The organism is Pseudomonas sp. 2hn (assembly GCF_019646095.1).
GTDB lineage: Bacteria > Pseudomonadota > Gammaproteobacteria > Pseudomonadales > Pseudomonadaceae > Aquipseudomonas > Aquipseudomonas peradeniyensis.
Map to the genome: position 1 here is coordinate 5,171,841 of NZ_CP081016.1, position 20,660 is coordinate 5,192,500.

The 20,660-nt window shown below is 64.9% G+C and carries 15 protein-coding genes and 2 rRNA genes (1 of these 17 only partly in view); 12 read left to right on the plus strand and 5 right to left on the minus strand.

The features are described 5' to 3' along the window. Positions 1–44: 44 nt before the first annotated feature. Positions 45–449, minus strand: coding sequence for a ferric iron uptake transcriptional regulator (gene fur, locus K2O50_RS23370; protein ID WP_028691268.1), 405 nt, complete (start codon positions 447–449; stop codon positions 45–47). 97 nt (positions 450–546) lie between these two features. On the opposite strand from fur, the gene bamE reads away from it, so the two are divergent. Further along, positions 547–1,065 carry an outer membrane protein assembly factor BamE gene (bamE, locus tag K2O50_RS23375; RefSeq protein WP_050706999.1) on the plus strand — a complete coding sequence of 173 codons (519 nt, stop codon included), beginning with the start codon at positions 547–549 and terminating at the stop codon, positions 1,063–1,065. An 88-nt stretch (positions 1,066–1,153) separates the two neighbouring features. Here the strand turns inward: bamE and K2O50_RS23380 are convergent, their stop codons facing one another. Next, positions 1,154–1,588, minus strand: coding sequence for a type II toxin-antitoxin system RatA family toxin (locus tag K2O50_RS23380; RefSeq protein WP_050707000.1), 435 nt, complete (start codon positions 1,586–1,588; stop codon positions 1,154–1,156). A gap of 158 nt (positions 1,589–1,746) precedes the next feature. On the opposite strand from K2O50_RS23380, the gene smpB reads away from it, so the two are divergent. Beyond that, entirely contained in the window at positions 1,747–2,229 is a 483-nt protein-coding gene (gene smpB / locus K2O50_RS23385) for an SsrA-binding protein SmpB (protein WP_011532120.1), read from the plus strand. 123 nt (positions 2,230–2,352) lie between these two features. On the opposite strand, the gene K2O50_RS23390 is transcribed toward smpB, so the two are convergent. Further along, positions 2,353–3,120 (minus strand): FCD domain-containing protein, encoded by a 768-nt coding sequence (locus K2O50_RS23390; protein ID WP_050707001.1) that lies wholly within the window; start codon positions 3,118–3,120, stop codon positions 2,353–2,355. Between the two features lie 260 nt (positions 3,121–3,380). Between K2O50_RS23390 and K2O50_RS23395 the strand changes: the two genes are divergently transcribed. From K2O50_RS23395 to K2O50_RS23440, 10 genes are all read left to right on the plus strand, one after another. After that, positions 3,381–5,051: a lactate permease LctP family transporter gene (locus tag K2O50_RS23395; protein ID WP_028691272.1), complete on the plus strand. Its 1,671-nt coding sequence runs from the start codon at positions 3,381–3,383 to the stop codon at positions 5,049–5,051. A 63-nt stretch (positions 5,052–5,114) separates the two neighbouring features. After that, positions 5,115–6,260, plus strand: coding sequence for an FMN-dependent L-lactate dehydrogenase LldD (lldD, locus tag K2O50_RS23400; protein WP_050707002.1), 1,146 nt, complete (start codon positions 5,115–5,117; stop codon positions 6,258–6,260). 71 nt (positions 6,261–6,331) lie between these two features. Beyond that, the gene (locus K2O50_RS23405) at positions 6,332–9,142 is read left to right on the plus strand and encodes an FAD-binding and (Fe-S)-binding domain-containing protein (RefSeq protein ID WP_050707003.1); all 2,811 of its coding nucleotides are present in this window, start codon (positions 6,332–6,334) and stop codon (positions 9,140–9,142) included. 173 nt (positions 9,143–9,315) lie between these two features. After that, positions 9,316–10,194: a 50S ribosomal protein L11 methyltransferase gene (gene prmA, locus K2O50_RS23410; protein ID WP_050707004.1), complete on the plus strand. Its 879-nt coding sequence runs from the start codon at positions 9,316–9,318 to the stop codon at positions 10,192–10,194. A 43-nt stretch (positions 10,195–10,237) separates the two neighbouring features. After that, on the plus strand, positions 10,238–11,566 hold the full coding sequence (locus tag K2O50_RS23415; RefSeq protein WP_050707005.1) for a DUF3426 domain-containing protein: 1,329 nt from the start codon (positions 10,238–10,240) through the stop codon (positions 11,564–11,566). A 227-nt stretch (positions 11,567–11,793) separates the two neighbouring features. Further along, positions 11,794–12,807: a tRNA dihydrouridine synthase DusB gene (dusB, locus tag K2O50_RS23420; protein ID WP_050707006.1), complete on the plus strand. Its 1,014-nt coding sequence runs from the start codon at positions 11,794–11,796 to the stop codon at positions 12,805–12,807. Further along, positions 12,804–13,124 (plus strand): DNA-binding transcriptional regulator Fis, encoded by a 321-nt coding sequence (gene fis / locus K2O50_RS23425; protein WP_011535876.1) that lies wholly within the window; start codon positions 12,804–12,806, stop codon positions 13,122–13,124. Before dusB ends, fis begins: the two co-directional genes overlap by 4 nt. Positions 13,125–13,203: 79 nt before the next feature. Further along, a complete protein-coding gene (purH, locus tag K2O50_RS23430; protein ID WP_050707007.1) occupies positions 13,204–14,811 on the plus strand; it encodes a bifunctional phosphoribosylaminoimidazolecarboxamide formyltransferase/IMP cyclohydrolase in 1,608 nt (535 codons plus the stop codon). 126 nt (positions 14,812–14,937) lie between these two features. After that, on the plus strand, positions 14,938–16,233 hold the full coding sequence (gene purD / locus K2O50_RS23435; RefSeq protein WP_050707008.1) for a phosphoribosylamine--glycine ligase: 1,296 nt from the start codon (positions 14,938–14,940) through the stop codon (positions 16,231–16,233). Positions 16,234–16,367: 134 nt separating this feature from the next. Beyond that, positions 16,368–19,142, plus strand: coding sequence for a hybrid sensor histidine kinase/response regulator (locus K2O50_RS23440; protein WP_050707009.1), 2,775 nt, complete (start codon positions 16,368–16,370; stop codon positions 19,140–19,142). Positions 19,143–19,947: 805 nt separating this feature from the next. Here the strand turns inward: K2O50_RS23440 and rrf are convergent. Both rrf and K2O50_RS23450 read right to left on the minus strand, forming a co-directional pair. Next, a 5S ribosomal RNA gene (gene rrf, locus K2O50_RS23445) occupies positions 19,948–20,063 on the minus strand. A gap of 133 nt (positions 20,064–20,196) precedes the next feature. After that, positions 20,197–20,660: ribosomal RNA gene (locus tag K2O50_RS23450) — 23S ribosomal RNA — on the minus strand (it continues 2,429 nt past the right edge of the window).

A 20,660-nucleotide genomic window follows, 5' to 3' on the forward strand; every position in this document is an offset into this window, starting at 1 on the left:
GGCGACCCTAGGGTCGCCTTTGTCATCAATATCGATCTAAATCGTTACTTCTTTTTACGCACATACAGAACCAGATTGTGGTCCACCAGCTCGAAACCATGCTCGGCAACGATCTCTTTCTGGCGCTTCTCGATTTCGGCATCGAAGAATTCAATGACTTCACCGCTGTCCACGTTGACCATGTGATCGTGGTGCTTGCCATCCGCCAGCTCGAACACCGCGTGGCCGCCATCAAAGTTGTGGCGCTCCACCAGGCCCGCCGCTTCGAATTGGGTCAGCACGCGGTACACGGTCGCCAGACCGACATCCTCGCCAGCTTCCATCAGCGCCTTGTAGACATCCTCGGCACTCATGTGACGCTGCTCGGCGGAGTCGAGCATCTGAAGAATCTTGACTCGAGGCAGGGTTACCTTGAGGCCCGCTTTGCGCAATTCGCTATTTTCAACCATGGTCAGCTTTCTCGCCGATGCTGCTTCGCAGCTTCTCTTAATACGGGTATGATCGGGGTTTACGTTGTCCAGCCAAGATAGTGGAAGTCGCCCACCGATGCAAAACACCAAGCTCTTGCTAACCAGCCTCACCCTAGTGGGACTGCTCGCACTCGCCGGTTGCTCGTTTCCCGGGGTTTACAAAATCGACATCCAGCAGGGCAATGTCGTCACGCAAGACATGATAGACCAATTGCGCCCGGGAATGACCCGCCGGCAAGTAAGGTTTATCATGGGCAACCCCCTGCTGCAGGACACCTTCCACACCAATCGCTGGGACTACCTGTACAGCCTGCAGCCCGGCGGTGGCCAGCGCCAGCAGGAGCGCATGAGCATCTTCTTCAACGAGAGCGACCAACTGGTCAGCCTCTCCGGCGACTTCATGCCGGGTGTCAGCCGCGACCAGGAAATCCTCGGCGGCAGCGGCGACACCACGGTCAGCCCGGACAAGCAGCCAAGCCAGCCCGAGAAGCCGGCCAAGCCAGGCTCGCTGGAAGACACGCTGCAGAAAGAAATCGACAACATCGAGACCACTCCGGTCCCGACGCCGGCCCCGCTGGAAACCTCGCCGCAGTAATTGCGCCGACACTAAAAAGCCCGGATCCAGTCCGGGCTTTTTATTGCGTTGCCGAATAGCCTTTGGATCAGGCCAACGCCATCACTACTCAGCCATTGATCTGCTTGGCACGCTGGCAAAACGCATCGACCATGGTATTAGCCGCCTGGTTGAACAGCGGCCCCAGGGTCGCCCGCACCAGGGCGCCGGCGTAGTCGAACGACAGGTCGAGGCTGATCTTGCAGGCCTTCTCGCCCAGCGGCTTGAACACCCACAGGCCATGCAGCTGGGTGAACGGCCCATCTTCCAGGTTCATTTCGATCGACTGCCCCGGCACCAGCACATTGCGCGTGGTGAACTGCTGGCTCATGCCGCCCTTGGCCACTTCCAGCTTGGCGCGCATGTGCGTGTCGCTGGCCTCGAGCACGGTGGAAGCCGAGCACCAGGGCAGGAACTCCGGGTAGCTGGCCACATCGTTGACCAGGTCGTAGAGCGCCTGGGCAGGGAACGGCAGCAGGGCGGAGCGTTGAATATGGGTAGTCATCCAGGCGTCACTTCCAATCTGGGCGGCGCGTCGCAGCGCCTCGAATACGGTTCTGCACGGCAGAACGAGGCATGTATTGTCCGGGATTCACACAACTGGCTCAAGCACACCTAAACCCCGTAGCCGAGGACGCGGACTCTCCCTATAATGCCGCCCCTATGGCTAAGCAAAAGAAACATCCGACCGGGACCATCGCGCAGAACAAGAAGGCGCGACACGATTACTTCATCGAACACAAGTTCGAGGCCGGGCTGGTCCTGTCCGGTTGGGAAGTAAAGAGCCTGCGGGCCGGCAAGGCGCACCTGACCGACAGCTACGTGCTGCTCAAGGATGGCGAAGCCTGGCTGTTCGGCAGCCACATCACCCCGCTGACCACCGCCAGCACCCACGTCATCGCCGACCCGATCCGCACCCGCAAGCTGCTGCTGAACAAGCGTGAGCTGGAGCGCCTGGAAGCGGCCGTGGCGCAGAAGGGCTATACCTGCGTGGCGATGTCGCTGTACTGGAGCAAGCACCTGATCAAGTGCGAGATCGCGCTCGGCAAGGGCAAGAAGGAGTTCGACAAGCGCGACACCGTGCGCGAGCGCGACTCCAACCGCGAGCTGCAGCGCACGATGCGCAACAAGGGCAAGGAAGAGTAAGCCGCCTTTCGCATTGCGGCGCCTGCTTCGCGGGTAAACCCGCTCCCACAGGTATGTCGCTGAATTCAGATTCGGCGCCATACCTGTGGGAGCGGGTTTACCCGCGAATGCCACCACACTGGCCTACCGCCCGCTGCGCCGCTCTGCCCGCGCCACTCGCTGGGCCTCCTGCTGCGCCTCTTGCAGCACCTCCTGCACATACAGGATGTGCCGGCTCGACACCTCCCGCGCATCGTCCGCCCGACCCTCGACAATCGCCAGGTACAGCTCGCGATGCTGGCTGATCAGCATGTCGCGGGTCTCCGTGCGCTGCTGGTACATGCCGCCGATGTTGGTCACCACGTTGCGCTTGAGCAGGTCGAACAAGCCGCGGATGGTATGCAGCAGCACGGCGTTGTGGCTGGCTTCGGCAATGGCCAGGTGGAAGCGCGCATCGGCCGCCCCCTCCTGCGCCCGATCCACCTCGCCGACACGGTTGTAGCAATCCTGCAGCGCGTCGAATGCCGTCTTCAGCCGCTCGCGATCAGGTTCGGTAGCGCGCTGGGCCGCGTAGTAGGCGCACGACGCCTCCAATGTATGACGAAACTCCAGCAAATCGCGCTGGGCCTCCGGATTACGCTCCAGCAACTGCAACAGCGGGTCGCTGAACGTTGAGCCCAAGGCTTCGGCCACATAGTTGCCGCCACCCTGGCGGCTGACCAGCAGCCCCTTGGCCACGAGCTTCTGGATCGCCTCGCGCAGCGACGGACGGGATACGCCGAACTGCTCGGCCAGGACGCGTTCGGCGGGCAGGCGCTGCCCCGAAGTCAACGTACCCTCGAGAATCATCCCTTCCAACCGGTCGACGATGTCGTCGGACAGGCGCCGCTGGCGGACCTGATCAAAAACCATTGCTTGCTCTCCACGAACCCCGGGGATGCGAATCCGGGGGCGCCTATTCTGCGCCTATCCAGCCTGCGCCGACACCCATCAGGCGGCGATTTTCCCTGCCGCTCAGATGCCCGCTCATCGGCATCCGACCAAAGTTTTCCACAGGACAAATTGACACACCCTGCGCGGCGCTCTTAACCTAGCGCCCAGCCATTGTAAATTGGTCTTACCAATTATCCAATGCCAGTGCCTTGACCAACAACAATTAGGGGCCACCCCATATGCAAACCTGGCAACAACTCTATACCCCGCTTGGTAGCCTTGGCCTGTCCGCGCTGGCGGCGGTCATCCCCATCGTGTTCTTCTTCCTCGCCCTCGCCGTGTTCCGCCTCAAGGGCCATGTCGCCGGCAGCATCACCCTCGCGCTGTCGATCCTGGTGGCGATCTTCGCCTTCCAGATGCCGGTCGACATGGCCCTGGCCGCCGCGGGCTATGGCTTCCTCTACGGCCTGTGGCCGATTGCCTGGATCATCGTCGCTGCGGTGTTCCTCTACAAACTCACGGTCAAGAGCGGCCAGTTCGAGGTGATCCGCAGCTCGGTGCTGTCGATCACCGACGACCAGCGCCTGCAAGTGCTGCTGATCGGGTTCTGCTTCGGTGCCTTCCTCGAAGGCGCGGCCGGCTTCGGCGCGCCGGTGGCCATCACCGCCGCGCTGCTGGTGGGCCTGGGCTTCAACCCGCTGTACGCCGCCGGCCTGTGCCTGATCGCCAACACCGCGCCGGTGGCCTTCGGCGCCCTGGGCATCCCGATCATCGTCGCCGGGCAAGTGACCGGCATCGACGCCTTCCACATCGGCGCCATGACCGGCCGCCAGCTGCCGCTGCTGTCGCTGTTCGTGCCGTTCTGGCTGGTGTTCATGATGGACGGCGTGCGCGGCGTGAAAGAGACCTGGCCCGCCGCCCTGGTGGCCGGCCTGAGCTTCGCCGTCACCCAGTACTTCACCTCCAACTTCATCGGCCCGGAGCTGCCGGACATCACCTCGGCCCTGGCCAGCCTGATCGCCCTGACCCTGTTCCTGAAAGTCTGGCAGCCCAAGCGCTCGTTCGCCGAAGCCAAGGGCAGCGTCGGCGCCGCCGTGGTGCAATCGGGTGGCAGCCAGCCTTCGCCGTACAGCTTCGGCGAGATCTTCAAGGCCTGGTCGCCGTTCCTGATCCTGACCGTGCTGGTCACGATCTGGACCCTGAAGCCGTTCAAGGCAGCCTTTGCCCCGGGCGGCGCGATGTACAACTTCGTGTTCAACTTCGCCATCCCGCACCTCGACCAGCTGGTGATCAAGACCGCACCGATCGTCACCGCGCCGACCGCCATGCCGGCGGTGTTCAAGCTCGACCCGATCTCCGCCACCGGTACCGCGATCTTCCTCTCGGCGCTGATCTCGATGTGGGTATTGAAGATCAACTTCAAAACTGGTCTGACCACTTTCAAGGAGACCTTCTGGGAACTGCGCTGGCCAATCCTGTCGATCGGCATGGTGCTGGCCTTCGCCTTCGTCACCAACTACTCGGGCATGTCCTCGACCATGGCCCTGGTGCTGGCCGGCACAGGCGCCGCATTCCCGTTCTTCTCGCCGTTCCTGGGCTGGCTGGGCGTGTTCCTGACCGGTTCCGACACCTCGTCCAACGCCCTGTTCAGCTCGCTGCAGGCCACCACCGCGCACCAGATCGGGGTCAACGACACCCTGCTGGTGGCGGCCAACACCAGCGGCGGCGTGACTGGCAAGATGATCTCGCCGCAGTCGATCGCCGTGGCCTGCGCCGCCACCGGCCTGGTGGGCAAGGAATCCGACCTGTTCCGCTTCACCGTCAAGCACAGCCTGTTCTTCGCCACCATCGTCGGCCTGATCACCCTGATCCAGGCCTATTGGCTGACCGGCATGCTGGTTCATCACTAAAGTGAAAGGGCCCGGGCGCCAGCGAGCGCCCGGCATCACCTTCAACCCACGCTGCGAGAATCCATGATCATTTCCGCCTCCACCGACTATCGCGCCGCGGCCCAACGCAAGCTGCCCCCCTTCCTCTTCCACTACGCCGACGGCGGTGCCTACGCCGAGCACACCCTGCGCCACAACGTCTCGGACCTGGCCAGCATCGCCCTGCGTCAGCGCGTGCTGAAGAACATGTCGGACCTGAGCCTTGAGACCCGGCTGTTCGACGAAACCCTGAGCATGCCCGTGGCCCTGGCCCCGGTCGGCCTCACCGGCATGTACGCCCGCCGCGGCGAAGTGCAGGCGGCGCGCGCGGCGGCGGCCCATGGCATTCCGTTCACGATGTCGACCGTGTCGGTATGCCCGATCGAGGAAGTGGCTCCGGCCATCGACCGGCCGATGTGGTTCCAGCTGTATGTCCTGAAAGACCGTGGTTTCATGCGCAACGCCCTGGAACGCGCCAAGGCGGCCGGCGTGAAGACCCTGGTGTTCACCGTCGACATGCCCGTGCCCGGCGCCCGCTACCGCGACGCCCACTCCGGCATGAGCGGCCCGAACGCTCCGCTGCGTCGCGTGTGGCAGGCCATGACCCACCCGCAGTGGGCGCTGGATGTCGGCCTGCTCGGCCGCCCCCATGACCTGGGCAACATCTCGAAATACCGTGGCAACCCGACCGGCCTTGCCGACTACATCGGCTGGCTGGGCAACAATTTCGACCCGTCCATCTCCTGGAAAGACCTGGAATGGATCCGCGAATTCTGGGACGGCCCGATGATCATCAAGGGCATCCTCGACGCCGACGACGCCCGCGACGCGGTCAAGTTCGGCGCCGACGGCATCGTCGTCTCCAACCACGGCGGCCGCCAGCTCGACGGCGTGCTGTCCAGCGCCCGCGCCCTGCCGGCGATCGCCGACGCGGTGAAGGGCGATATCAAGATCCTCGCCGACTCAGGTATCCGCAGCGGCCTGGACGTAGTGCGCATGGTCGCCCTGGGCGCCGACACCGTGCTGATCGGCCGCGCCTTCCTTTATGCCCTGGCCACCCATGGCGAAGCGGGCGTGAAAAACCTGCTGGAGCTGTTCGAGAAAGAAATGCGCGTGGCCATGGTACTGACCGGCGCCAAGTCCATCAGCGAGATCACCCGCGACTCGCTGGTCCGCGAACTGGGCGCCTGAACGCGCCCGCCAACGCCTGATTGCCCGGGGCACGCCGCGCACAAGACGCCGCGGCCCCGCGAGGAGACTGCATGAGCCTGCCCGCCGCGTTCCTGCGTGATGCCGAGCGCCTGATCCCCGCCGAACGCCGCTTCGACGACCCGACCTCGACACTGGCCTTCGGCACCGACGCCAGCTTCTACCGGCTGATTCCCAAGCTGGTGGTGCGCGTGGAATCCGAGGACGAAGTGGTCGCGCTGCTGCAACTGGCCCAGCGTGACCGGGTACCCGTGACCTTCCGCGCCGCCGGTACCAGCCTGTCGGGCCAGGCCATCAGCGACTCGGTGCTGATCGTGCTCGGCGACAACTGGAATGGCCGGGAGATTCGCGGCCAAGGCACGCAGATCCGCCTGCAGCCCGGGGTGATCGGCGCCCAGGCCAATGCCTGGCTCGCCCCCTACGGGCGCAAGATCGGCCCGGACCCGGCCTCGATCAATGCCTGCAAGATCGGCGGTATCGTCGCCAACAACGCCAGCGGCATGTGCTGCGGCACCGCGCAGAACACCTACCACACCCTTGCCGGCCTGCGCCTGGTGCTGGCCGACGGCACCCGCCTGGACAGCGAGGACCCGGCCAGTGTCGCCGCGTTCGAGCAAAGCCACGCCGGCCTGCTGGACGAACTGGCTCGCCTTGGTCGCGAGACCCGCGCCAACCTCGCATTGGCCGACCGTATCCGCCACAAGTACCGACTGAAGAACACCACGGGCCTGTCGCTCAACGCGCTGGTGGACTACGACCAGCCACTCGACATCCTGCAGCACCTGCTGGTCGGTTCCGAAGGCACCCTCGGTTTCATCAGCGCCGTCACCTACGACACCGTGCCCGACCACCCGCACAAGGCCAGCGCGCTGCTGGTGTTCCCGAGCGTGGAAAGCTGCTGCCGGGCGGTGACCCTGCTCAAGCCGCAACCGGTGTCCGCCGTGGAGCTGCTCGACCGCCGCAGCCTGCGTTCGGTGCAGGATATGCCCGGTATGCCGGCCTGGGTAAAAGGCCTGTCCGGCAATGCCTGCGCCCTGCTGATCGAGTCCCGCGCCGCCAGCCGGAGCCTGCTGCACGAACAGCTCGACCAGGTTATGGCGGCCATCGCCGAGTTCCCGCTGGAGCAGAAGGTCGCCTTCAGCGAAGACCCGACGGTGTACAACCAACTGTGGAAGATCCGCAAGGACACCTTCCCCGCCGTCGGCGCCGTGCGCCAGACCGGCACCACGGTGATCATCGAGGACGTCACCTTCCCCATCGAGCAACTGGCCGAAGGCGTCAACCGCCTGATCCAGCTGTTCGACAAGCACCGTTACGACGAGGCGATCATTTTCGGCCACGCCCTGGAAGGCAACCTGCACTTCGTCTTCACCCAGGGCTTCAACAGTGCCGAGGAAGTAGCGCGCTACCAGGCGTTCATGGATGACGTGGCACAACTGGTGGCGGTGGAGTTCGGCGGCTCGCTCAAGGCCGAGCACGGCACCGGGCGCAACATGGCGCCGTTCGTCGAGCTGGAGTGGGGCAAGGACGCCTATCAGTTGATGTGGCAGCTCAAGCGCCTGCTCGACCCCAACGGCATCCTCAACCCCGATGTGGTGCTGAGCGAGGATCCGGATATCCACCTGAAGTACCTCAAGCCGCTGCCGGCCGCCGACGAAATCGTCGACAAGTGCATCGAGTGCGGGTTCTGCGAGCCGGTGTGCCCGTCGAAAGGGCTGACCCTCAGCCCACGCCAGCGCATCGTCATGTGGCGCGATATCCAGGCGAAGAAGCGTGCCGGCGTCGACATCCGCGAACTGCTGCGCACCTACCAGTACCATGGCATCGATACCTGCGCCGCCACGGGCCTCTGTGCCCAGCGCTGCCCGGTAGGCATCAATACCGGCGAGCTGGTGAAGAAACTGCGCGGCCAGGCGGCCGAGCACGGCAAGGCCGCCGACTGGCTGGCCGAGCACTTCCACACCACCCTGCGCGGCGCCCGCTTCACCCTGGCCGCCGCCAATGGCGCGCGCAGGCTGCTCGGCGCCCCACGCATGAGCCGCCTCAGCGCCAGCCTCAGCAGGGCCAGCAAGGGCCGCCTGCCGCAATGGACACCCGCCATGCCGCAGCCGCTGCGCGCCATCGATTTCCCCGCGCCAAGCCACGATGCCCGCCCACGGGTCGTCTACCTGGCCGCCTGCGTGTCGCGGGTGATGGGCCCGGCCTACGCCGACCGCGAACAGAACTCGCTGCTGGACAAGACCCGCGCCCTGCTGGAAAAGGCCGGCTACCAGGTGGTGTTCCCGGACAACGCCGACAGCCTGTGCTGCGGCCAGCCGTTCGCCTCCAAGGGCTACCCCGAGCAGGCCGAGCACAAGCGCCAGGAGCTGATCACCGCCCTGCTGCACGCCAGCCGCGGCGGCCTCGACCCGATCTACTGCGACACCAGCCCCTGCACCCTGCGCCTGGTGCAGGACCTGGGCGATTCACGGCTGGACCTGTACGACCCGGTGCGCTTCATCCGCACCCACCTGGTCGACAGGCTGGAGTTCACCCCCCAGGACGAGCCAGTGGCGGTGCACGTGACGTGTAGCACCCAGCACCTGGGCGAGAGCCAGGCGCTGATCGACCTGGCGCGGCGCTGCAGCAAGCAGGTGGTGATCCCCGAGGGCATCCATTGCTGCGGCTTCGCCGGCGACAAGGGCTTCACCACCCCGGAGCTCAACGCCCATTCGCTGCGCACCCTGAAGGACGCCGTGCAGTATTGCAGCGAAGGGATCTCCACCAGCCGTACCTGCGAGATCGGCCTGTCGAGCCACAGCGGCATCGACTATCACGGCCTGGTGTACCTGGTCGACCGGGTCACCCGCGCGCGCAGCCTCTGATCCGCCAGGGCAGCCCCCGCTCCCTCTTCGGAGGGAGTGGGGCTGCCCTGCGATGGCGTCGACAAGCGCTGCGCCACAACTGTGTCCTGCACAAACCCTGCGCACTCAAGTAAACTGGCGGCCTTTTCGCGCAGCCTCGGGCTGCCCCTGTCGATTTACCAAAGGTGCCCGCCATGCCCTGGCTGCAAGTACGCCTGGCCATCAGCCCGGAACAAGCCGAAACCTACGAAGACGCCCTGCTCGAAGTAGGCGCCGTCTCGGTGACCTTCATGGACGCCGAAGACCAGCCGATCTTCGAACCGGACCTCAACACCACCCCGCTGTGGTCGCACACGCACCTGCTGGCGCTGTTCGAGGCCGATGCCGAGCCTGAAGCGGTGTTCGCCCACCTGCAATTGCTGACCGGTGCCGCGCTGCCCGAGCACCAGGCCGAAGTGATCGAGGACCAGGACTGGGAGCGCAGCTGGATGGACAACTTCCAGCCCATGCGCTTCGGCCAGCGCCTGTGGATTGTGCCGAGCTGGCACGAAGCCCCGGAGAAGGACGCGGTCAACCTGCTGCTCGACCCGGGCCTGGCGTTCGGCACCGGCACCCACCCGACCACCGCGCTGTGCCTGGAGTGGCTCGACGGCCAACAGCTGCAAGGCACCCAGGTGCTGGACTTCGGCTGCGGCTCGGGCATCCTCGCCATCGCCGCGCTGCTGCTCGGCGCCCGCCACGCGGTCGGCACCGACATCGACGTGCAGGCTATCGAGGCCTCCCGTGACAACGCCCAGCGCAACGGCATCGCCGACGACAAGTTCGACCTGTACCTGCCCGAACAGATGCCGGCCATGCAGGCCGACGTGCTGGTGGCCAATATCCTGGCCGGCCCGCTGGTCTCGCTGGCGCCGCAGCTGTCCGGCCTGGTTCGCCCCGGTGGCCTGCTGGCGCTGTCGGGCATCCTTGCCGAACAAGGCGAGGAAGTGGCCGCCGCGTATACGGCCGACTTCGACCTGGACCCGATCGTCGTGCGCGACGGCTGGGTACGTATCAGTGGTCGCCGCCGCTAAGCGCGCCTAGACTCATTTCCTGCACAGCTCCCCGGACAGCCGCATGACCGACAGTTTCGTCACCCAGTGCCCGCATTGCCAGACCAGCTTTCGCGTCACCCATCACCAGTTGAGCGTGGCCCGCGGCGTGGTGCGCTGCGGCCAATGCCTGCAGGTGTTCAACGCGGCGAAACAGTTGCTGGAGCAGAACCGCGCTGCCACTGGTGAAAGCAGCGCCGAGGCACCGCCCGCGGTGGCGCAGCCGGTCGCACCGGTGGCCCCGGCAGCCGAGCCGGTGGCCGAAACCCCGGCACCGGACGAAGACAACTGGAGCGTCACGGCCGAGGAACTGGACGCCCTCGACCTCGACCAGGAACTGGCGCGTCTCGAACGGCGTAGCCCGGGCGACCGGCGCGGCGCGGCGCAGAGCGTGTTGCAGGCCCGTCGCGACGAGCAGGCCGGTGATGGACACGGCGACGAGCTGTTCGGCACGGCCACTGATGACGACCTGACGCCCGTACAGGTGCGCGAGGAAGCGCCGGTACTGATCGAGCAGGAGCCGCTGGACCTGGAGCCCGCGGCCGACGACCGCACCGAGCCGACCCTCGGCAGCGCCGACCTCGACCTGGACGACGAACCGCCGGTGCGCCACCAGACAGCGACCGACGACCTCGACGAGCCGCTGGAGCGGTTGTCCGTCCACGACGAGCCAGTTCCGGAAAAAGGCCTGTCGGCGCTGGATGACGAGGTCCGCAGCGAACCGCTTTCAGCCCGCGACGAGGAACCCGACGAACAGCCCGGGCAACGCCTGGAGCCCAGCCTGGCGATCAAGCCCGAGCGCACGCGCAAGGAGCCGCTGGTCGACGTGGTCGACGACCCGTTGCAGCTGGACTGGGAAAAGCCCGCGCCGAACTGGGGCAAGCGCCTGCTATGGGGCTTCCTGACCCTGCTGGCCGCCACCCTGCTGGCGTTCCAGTACGTCTGGTTCCACTTCGACGAAATGGCCCGCCAGGACCAGTACCGCCCCTGGTTCCAGCAACTGTGCCCGGTGTTCGGCTGCCAGGTGCCGACCCGCGTGGACATCTCGCGGATCAAGAGCAGCAACCTGGTGGTACGCAGCCATCCGGACTTCAAGGGCGCGCTGATCGTCGACGCGATCATCTACAACCGCGCCCCCTTCGCCCAACCCTTCCCCTTGCTGGAGCTGCGCTTCGCCGACCTCAACGGCCAGCTGATCGCCAGCCGGCGCTTCAAGCCCAGCGAGTACCTGTCGGGCGAGTTGGCCGGCCGCGGCGAGATGCCCAGCCAGACACCGATCCACATCGCCCTGGACATCCTCGACCCGGGGCCGAAGGCAGTGAACTACAGCCTGAGCTTCCGCTCGCCGGAATAAACGACCAGCGGCAAGCGCGCCCTACGGGCTTGCCGGTGTCGCGAACAGACCGCAAAGCGGCCCCAGGTTCAACTGAACGGTTGAATTTCCGAGACTCGCGGCATCGGTCATAACGCCGCAACTGTTCAGATTTTATCCAGATTCATCTTTATCCGGTCATCGAGAGCGGGTATCATGCCATCCCTTTTTCGAACTCCAATGATTCGGCCCCACAACAGGGAACACCTATGTCGGCGGTACGCATCGGCCCTTACACACTGCAGAACAACCTGATCCTGGCCCCCATGGCCGGCGTCACGGACCAGCCTTTCCGAACCCTGTGCAAACGCCTGGGGGCGGGCATGGTGGTCTCGGAGATGGTCTCCAGCGACATGCGCCTGTGGAACAGCCGCAAGTCGAGCCTGCGCCGCATCCATGAAGGCGATCCCGAGCCGCGCTCGGTGCAGATCGCCGGCGGCGACGCGCAGATGATGGCCGAGGCGGCCCGGGCCAACGTCGAGGCCGGCGCCCAGATCATCGACATCAACATGGGCTGCCCGGCGAAAAAAGTCTGCAACAAGGCCGCAGGCTCTGCTTTATTGAGAGATGAAGCCTTGGTCACCGAAATCCTCCACGCCGTCGTCGGCGCCGTGGACGTCCCGGTGACGCTGAAGATTCGCACCGGCTGGGACCGGGCGAACAAGAACGGCCTGAATGTGGCGAAGATCGCCGAACAGGCCGGCATCCAGGCGCTGGCGGTACATGGCCGCACACGCGCCGACCTGTACACCGGTGACGCCGAGTACGACACCATCGCCGCGATCAAGCAGGCGGTGTCGATCCCGGTTTTCGCCAACGGCGACATCACCTCGCCGGAAAAGGCCCGGGCGGTGCTGCACGCCACCGGTGCCGACGGCCTGCTGATCGGCCGTGCCGCCCAGGGGCGGCCGTGGATTTTCCGCGAGATCGAGCATTTCCTGCGCACGGGCGAGCATTTGCCCGCACCGGCGCTGGACGAAGTGGAACGCATTCTGCTGGAGCACCTGGCTGCGCTGCACGCCTTCTACGGCGATGTGATGGGCGTGCGTATCGCCCGCAAGCACGTGGGCTGGTACCTGGCGACCCGACCCGGCGGCAAGGAGTTCCGCAGCCGGTTCAACGCTTTGGAAGACACACAAGCGCAGTGCGCCAACGTTCAGGCATTTTTCGCCGAACGTCGACAGAGCCTTGGGACAGAGGACGAACAAGGGGTGGCCGCATGACGATGATGACCGAGACATTAGTGAGTGGAACAACGCCCGTGAGCGACAACGCCAACCTCAAGCAGCACCTGAACACGCCGAGCGAGGAGGGCCAGACCCTGCGCGACAGCGTCGAGAAGGCGCTGCACAACTACTTCGCCCACCTGGAAGGCGCTACCGTCACGGACGTGTACAACCTGGTGCTCTCGGAAGTCGAGGCGCCCTTGCTCGAATGCGTGATGAACTACGTCAAGGGCAACCAGACCAAGGCCAGCGAGATGCTCGGACTCAACCGAGGCACGCTGCGCAAGAAGCTCAAGCAGTACGATCTGTTGTAAGGCCAGAACCCCAACCAGAAAAGGCGCTCATGCAAAAAGGCGCCTTTTTTGCTGACTCCACCGCGTTATGGAATCTGAAATGACCGACCAGACTACCCGCCTGCCGATCCGCCGCGCCCTGATCAGCGTCTCCGACAAGACCGGTATCCTCGAATTCGCCCGTGAGCTGCAGCAGCTCGGTGTCGAGATCCTGTCCACCGGCGGCACCTACAAGCTGCTCAAGGACAATGGCGTGAACGCGGTGGAAGTGGCCGACTACACCGGCTTCGCCGAAATGATGGACGGCCGGGTCAAGACCCTGCATCCGAAGATCCACGGCGGCATCCTCGGCCGTCGCGGCACCGACGACGCCATCATGAACGAGCACGGCATCAAGCCGATCGACTTGGTCGCGGTCAACCTGTACCCGTTCGAAGCCACCATCAGCAAGCCGGGCTGCGACCTGCCGACCGCCATCGAGAACATCGACATCGGCGGCCCGACCATGGTCCGTTCGGCGGCGAAGAACCACAAGGACGTCGCCATCGTGGTCAACGCCAGCGACTACGCCGGTATCGTCGAGGGCCTCAAGGCCGGCGGCCTGACCTACGCCCAGCGCTTCGACCTGATGCTCAAGGCCTTCGAGCACACCGCCGCCTACGACGGCATGATCGCCAACTACATGGGCACCATCGACCAGGCCAAGCAGACCCTGTCGACCGAAGACCGCAGCGAGTTCCCGCGCACCTTCAACAGCCAGTTCGTCAAGGCCCAGGAAATGCGCTACGGCGAGAACCCGCACCAGAGCGCGGCGTTCTACGTCGAGGCGAAGAAGGGCGAGGCCAGCATCTCCACCGCCATCCAGCTTCAAGGCAAGGAGCTGTCGTTCAACAACGTGGCCGACACCGACGCCGCGCTGGAGTGCGTGAAGAGCTTCGTCAAGCCGGCCTGCGTCATCGTCAAGCACGCCAACCCATGCGGCGTGGCCGTGGTGCCTGAAGACGAAGGCGGCATCCGCAAGGCCTACGACCTGGCCTACGCCACCGATACCGAATCGGCGTTCGGCGGCATCATCGCCTTCAACCGCGAGCTGGATGGCGAGACCGCCAAAGCCATCGTCGAGCGTCAGTTCGTCGAAGTGATCATCGCCCCGAAAATCTCCCAGGCCGCCCGCGAAGTCGTGGCTGCCAAGCAGAACGTGCGTCTGCTGGAGTGCGGCGAGTGGCCAGCCGAGCGCGCCGCCGGTTGGGACTTCAAGCGCGTCAACGGTGGCCTGCTGGTGCAGAGCCGCGATATCGGCATGATCAGCGCCGACGACCTGAAGATCGTCACCAAACGCGCGCCGACCGAGCAGGAAATCCACGACCTGGTGTTCGCCTGGAAAGTGGCCAAGTTCGTCAAGTCCAACGCCATTGTCTACGCCAAGAACCGCCAGACCATCGGCGTCGGCGCCGGCCAGATGAGCCGCGTCAACTCCGCGCGCATCGCCGCCATCAAGGCCGAGCACGCCGGTCTGCAGGTACAGGGCGCGGTGATGGCCTCGGACGCGTTCTTCCCGTTCCGTGATGGCATCGACAACGCGGCTAAAGTGGGTATCAGCGCCGTGATCCAGCCGGGTGGTTCGATGCGTGATGCCGAAGTCATCGCCGCTGCCGACGAAGCCGGCATCGCGATGGTGTTCACCGGTATGCGCCACTTCCGCCACTGATCCACGGTCCCGTGGGAGCGGGCTTGCCCCGCGATGGCGTCAGCAGGAGCAACATCGCAGCCTGGCCTGACGCAATCGCGGGGCAAGCCCGCTCCCACGGGCCAACACAGATTTCGAGGTTTTGACATGAAAGTTTTGATCATCGGCAGCGGCGGTCGTGAACACGCCCTGGCCTGGAAAGTCGCCCAGGACCCACGCGTCGAGAAAGTCTTCGTTGCCCCGGGCAACGCCGGCACCGCCACCGAAGCCAAATGCGAGAACGTCGCCATCGACGTCACCGCCCTGGAGCAACTGGCCGACTTCGCCGAGAAGAACGTCGACCTGACCATCGTCGGCCCGGAAGCGCCGCTGGTGCTCGGCGTGGTCGACCTGTTCCGCAGCCGCAACCTGGACTGCTTCGGTCCGACCAAGGGCGCGGCACAGCTGGAAGGCTCCAAGGCCTTCACCAAGGACTTCCTGGCCCGTCACAAGATCCCGACCGCCGACTACCAGAACTTCACCGAGATCGAGCCAGCCCTAGCCTACCTGCGTGAGAAAGGCGCGCCGATCGTGATCAAGGCCGACGGCCTGGCGGCCGGCAAGGGCGTGATCGTTGCCATGACCCTGCAGGAAGCCGAAGACGCCGTGCGCGACATGCTCGCCGGCAATGCCTTCGGCGAAGCCGGTTCGCGGGTGGTAATCGAAGAGTTCCTCGACGGCGAGGAAGCCAGCTTCATCGTCATGGTCGACGGCCACAACGTGCTGCCCATGGCCACCAGCCAGGACCACAAGCGCGTCGGCGACAAGGACACCGGCCCGAACACCGGCGGCATGGGCGCCTACTCCCCTGCCCCGGTAGTCACCGCCGACGTGCACCAGCGCGTGATGGACCAGGTGATCTGGCCGACCGTGCGCGGCATGGCCGAGGAAGGCAACGTCTACACCGGCTTCCTCTACGCTGGCCTGATGATCGACAAGGCGGGCAACCCCAAGGTCATCGAGTTCAACTGCCGCTTCGGCGACCCGGAAACCCAGCCAGTCATGCTGCGCCTGGAGTCGAGCCTGGTACTGCTGGTCGAGGCCGCCTTCGCCAAGGCCCTGGACAAGGTCGAAGCCCAGTGGGACCCGCGACCGAGCCTGGGCGTGGTGCTGGCCGCCGGTGGCTATCCGGGCGACTACGCCAAGGGCGCCGCTATCAGCGGCCTGGATGCCGCCGCCAAGCTTGAAGGCAAGGTGTTCCACGCCGGTACCGCGCTGAAGGACGGCCAAGTGGTCAGCGCCGGGGGCCGAGTGCTCTGCGCCACCGCCATGGGCGACACCGTCGAGGCCGCCCAGCAGCAGGCCTACCGCCTGGCCGAGCAGGTCAAGTGGGACGCCAGCTTCTACCGCACCGACATCGGCTACCGGGCCATTGCCCGCGAGCGCGGTGAGCACCAGCAGTAAAAATGCACCGAACGGCCGTGGCGCTCCGCGCGCGGCCTTCGGCTCGTCGTCAAGGCCCCGCCGGGGCCTTGCCTTCGCCTTGGCGCGCCGCGCATAGTTGTTATCCGGCACATTAGCTAAGAAGGGATTTCGTCGTGCGTCGGCTTCGGATTGCCATAGCCCTGATCGTCAGCCTGCTGACCCTGCTCTGCCTGCTCCCGGCACACGCCGAACAGGCCGGAGGCTGGTCGGCGCTGCTCGATGAACAGGCCAACCTGCAATTGTCCGATGTACGCTCCGAGCGTTACCGCAACCAGTTCAGCCCCCTGGCCCTCGACGAACTGGATGCCGCCCTCCCCGACCAGGCGCTCTGGCTGCACTACCGCCTGGAACCGCACGACCAGGAGCAACTGGTCCGCATCTTCGCCCCCGATCTGTCGCGCCTGGACCTCTACGCCCTCGAAGGCGGCAAGCTGCTGCGCCAGCTGCACCATGGCCGCCAGGGCGATGGCCTGAGCCCGACCCAGCGCGGCCGGGACCATGTGCTGCCGCTGCCGCACAGCAGCCAGCCCCTGGACATCTACCTGCGGCTGGTCTCCGAACACCAGTTGCGCCCAGCCATCAGCGTCGAGTCCACCGCCCACGCCGCCGCCGACCAGCGCCAGTCGCTGCTGTTCGGTCTGCTGTTCGGCGGGCTGGTAATGCTGATCCTGCACAACCTGATCCGCTTCGCCTATTCACGCTCCAGCACCACGCTAGTCCTGGCGCTGTACCACAGCCTGATGCTGCTCAGCGCGCTGATCCTGCTCAATCTCACTGGCCCGTGGGGGCAGCTGTGGCACAGCGCGCAGACCCCGGCGGCCTACCTTACCCTGGTACTGGCGGGCCTGGCCGGACTGTACTTCACCCTGCATTTCTTCTCCCCCTGCAGTTCGGCACGGCTCAATCGCCTGCTGCACATGGAAATGGTGGTGGCCGCGGTCAGCGGCCTGGTGCTGCTGTTCGTCGACACGCTGCCGCTGAACCTGATGACCTACGCCCTGCTCGCCCTGGGCAGCGTGAGCATGCTGCTGATCAGCAGCTACCACTGGTACAAGGGCTACGGCCCGGCGCGGCTGTTCAGCGTGGCGATGCTGGTGTTCAACCTCGGCGGCCTGGTGCTGCTACCGGCCCTGCTGGGCCTGACCCGCACCGCCACGCCCTGGCTGCTGTGCATCCTCATGGCGCTGACCGTGGTCAGCGGCCTGTTGCTCAACCTCGCGGTCAGCGAGCGCCTGCGCCGGATCAGCGAGGAACGCTTCCGCGCCAGCCGCGCCCTGGCCGCCAGCGATGCCGAGATCAACGCCAAGGCCGAGTTCCTGGCCAAGATCAGCCACGAGATCCGCACCCCCATGAACGGCGTGCTGGGCATGACCGAGCTGCTGCTGGGCACGCCGCTGTCGGTCAAGCAGCGCGACTACGTGCAGACCATCCACAGCGCCGGCAACGAACTGCTCACCCTGATCAACGAGATCCTCGACATCTCCAAGCTCGAGTCGCGGCAGATCGAACTGGACGATGTGCAATTCGACCTCAACGCCCTGATCGAGGACTGCCTGAACATCTTCCGGGCCAAGGCCGAGCAGCAGAACATCGAGCTGATCAGCTTCACCCAGCCCCAGGTGCCCAGGGTCGTCAGTGGCGACCCGACGCGCCTGCGCCAAGCCCTGTCGAGCCTGCTGGACAACGCTCTGAAGAACACCACCCAGGGCGAGATCCTGCTGGTGGTGGCCCTCGACCAGCGTGGCGACAGCCCGCGCCTGCGCATCGCCGTGCAGGACAGCGGCGAGCCGATGCCGCCCGCCGAGCGCGACGCCCTGCTGCAGGCCGAACTGCACAGCCGGCACTTTCTCTCCAGCAACAAGCTCGGCGGCCATCTGGGTCTGGTGATCGCCAAACAGCTGATCGGCCTGATGCAGGGTGAATTCGGCATCAAGACCAGCACCAGCATGGGCAACACCCTATGGCTGACCCTGCCGCTGGATCCCCAGCGCCTGGAGCAGCCGGCCACCGACCTCGACGGTCCGTTGCGCGATGCGCGGGTGCTGGTGGTGGACGACAACGATACCTGCCGCAAGGTGCTGGTGCAGCAATGCAGCGCCTGGGGCATGAACGTCAGCGCGGTGCCGTCGGGCAAGGAGGCGCTGGCGCTGCTGCGCACCAAGGCGCACCTGCGCGACTACTTCGACGCGGTGCTGCTGGACCAGAACATGCCCGGCATGACCGGCATGCAACTGGCAGCCAAGATCAAGGAAGACCCGAGCCTGAACCACGACATCCTGGTGGTCATGCTCACCGGCATCAGCAACGCGCCGAGCAAGATCATCGCCCGCAACGCCGGGGTCAAGCGCATCCTCGCCAAGCCGGTGGCCGGCTACACGCTCAAGACCACCCTCGCCGAGGAACTCGCCCTGCGCGGCCGCGATCAGACCCCTCCGCCGCTGCCGGTCGGCACCCCGGTGCCGCTGGACCTGCCCGGCGACTTCCGCATCCTGGTGGCCGAGGACAACAGCATCTCGACCAAGGTCATCCGCGGCATGCTCGGCAAGCTCAACCTCGAGCCGGACACTGCCAGCAACGGCGAGGAAGCGCTGCAGGCGATGAAGACCAGGCACTATGACCTGGTGCTGATGGACTGCGAGATGCCGGTGCTCGATGGGTTCTCCGCCACCCAGCAGCTGCGCGCCTGGGAAACCGCCAACCGACGTCCGCGCACGCCGGTTGTGGCGCTGACCGCGCACATCCTCAATGAACACAAGGAACGCGCACGCCTGGCCGGCATGGACGGCCATATGGCCAAGCCGGTGGAGCTGTCGCAATTGCGCGAGCTGATCCAGTTCTGGGCGGGGCAGCGGCAGGTGGTGTCCGATGACACCACGCAGATCCTCTAACGGTTGTGTTCACGACTCATTTCCCTGGCGGGACGTGCGCATCGCTGTAACGCTTCAACTTTCCTTCATTGATTCCAGGCGGTCAGCTTGCGCATGACTGCGAGCTGGGGTTCTCTCCTGGTTTTTCCCTTTCCGGCAATGCGTTGATAGAAAAGGGCATCCTGTTGGAGATGGCCCAGCCCTTTTGGCTGCGCTGTCGCGCAGGAAACTATGATTGCGCCGCCAGCGCCCCCCTGTGCGCGGTTTTAGCCGCGAAACAGGCGCCGCAGTGCCTGGCACCGGCCATACCGGTGTTCGCGGCTAAAGCCCCACAGAATCAGTATTGGTGCGTGGTCTCTGTAGAGAACCTCCGTGGGAGCGGGCTTGCCCCGCGATGTACCGCCAGGCTTGCTGCCGACGCGATCCCTGTAGGAGCGGCCTTGTGCCGCGAAAGGGCTGCGTAGCAGACCCAGGATTTGTGCATCACGCTGATATCGCCGGGGCCGCTTTGCGGCCCTTTCGCGGCACGAGGCCGCTCCTACAGGGGGGCGGTGTTGATTTGGTGGACGCGGAAAAGACAAAACCCCTACCTGCTCACGCAGATGCCAGGCTTGCCGCCGACGCGATCCCTGTAGGAGCGGCCTTGTGCCGCGAATGGGCTGCGGAGCAGACCCAGGATTTGTGCATCACGCTGATATCGCCGGGGCCGCGTTGCGGCCCTTTCGCGGCACGAGGCCGCTCCTACAGGGGGGCGGTGTTGATTTGGCGGACGCGGAAAAGACAAAACCCCTACCTGCTCACGCAGATAGGGGTTTTGCGAAATGAATCTTGACGATGACCTACTCTCACATGGGGAAACCCCACACTACCATCGGCGATGCATCGTTTCACTGCTGAGTTCGGGATGGGATCAGGTGGTTCCAATGCTCTATGGTCGTCAAGAAATTCTGTTGCCAGAACATCCAGATGGATACTCCAGCGAATTCGGATATGTGAATTTGTGAAGCTGCGAACTTTCGGTTCTTTCGTCTTCACCACCACAATTTGGCCTCGGCGCAAATTGCTTGGGTGTTATATGGTCAAGCCTCACGGGCAATTAGTATTGGTTAGCTCAACGCCTCACAGCGCTTACACACCCAACCTATCAACGTCGTAGTCTTCGACGGCCCTTCAGGGAGCTCAAGGCTCCAGTGAGATCTCATCTTGAGGCAAGTTTCCCGCTTAGATGCTTTCAGCGGTTATCTCTTCCGAACATAGCTACCCGGCAATGCCACTGGCGTGACAACCGGAACACCAGAGGTTCGTCCACTCCGGTCCTCTCGTACTAGGAGCAGCCCCTCTCAAATCTCAAACGTCCACGGCAGATAGGGACCGAACTGTCTCACGACGTTCTAAACCCAGCTCGCGTACCACTTTAAATGGCGAACAGCCATACCCTTGGGACCGGCTTCAGCCCCAGGATGTGATGAGCCGACATCGAGGTGCCAAACACCGCCGTCGATATGAACTCTTGGGCGGTATCAGCCTGTTATCCCCGGA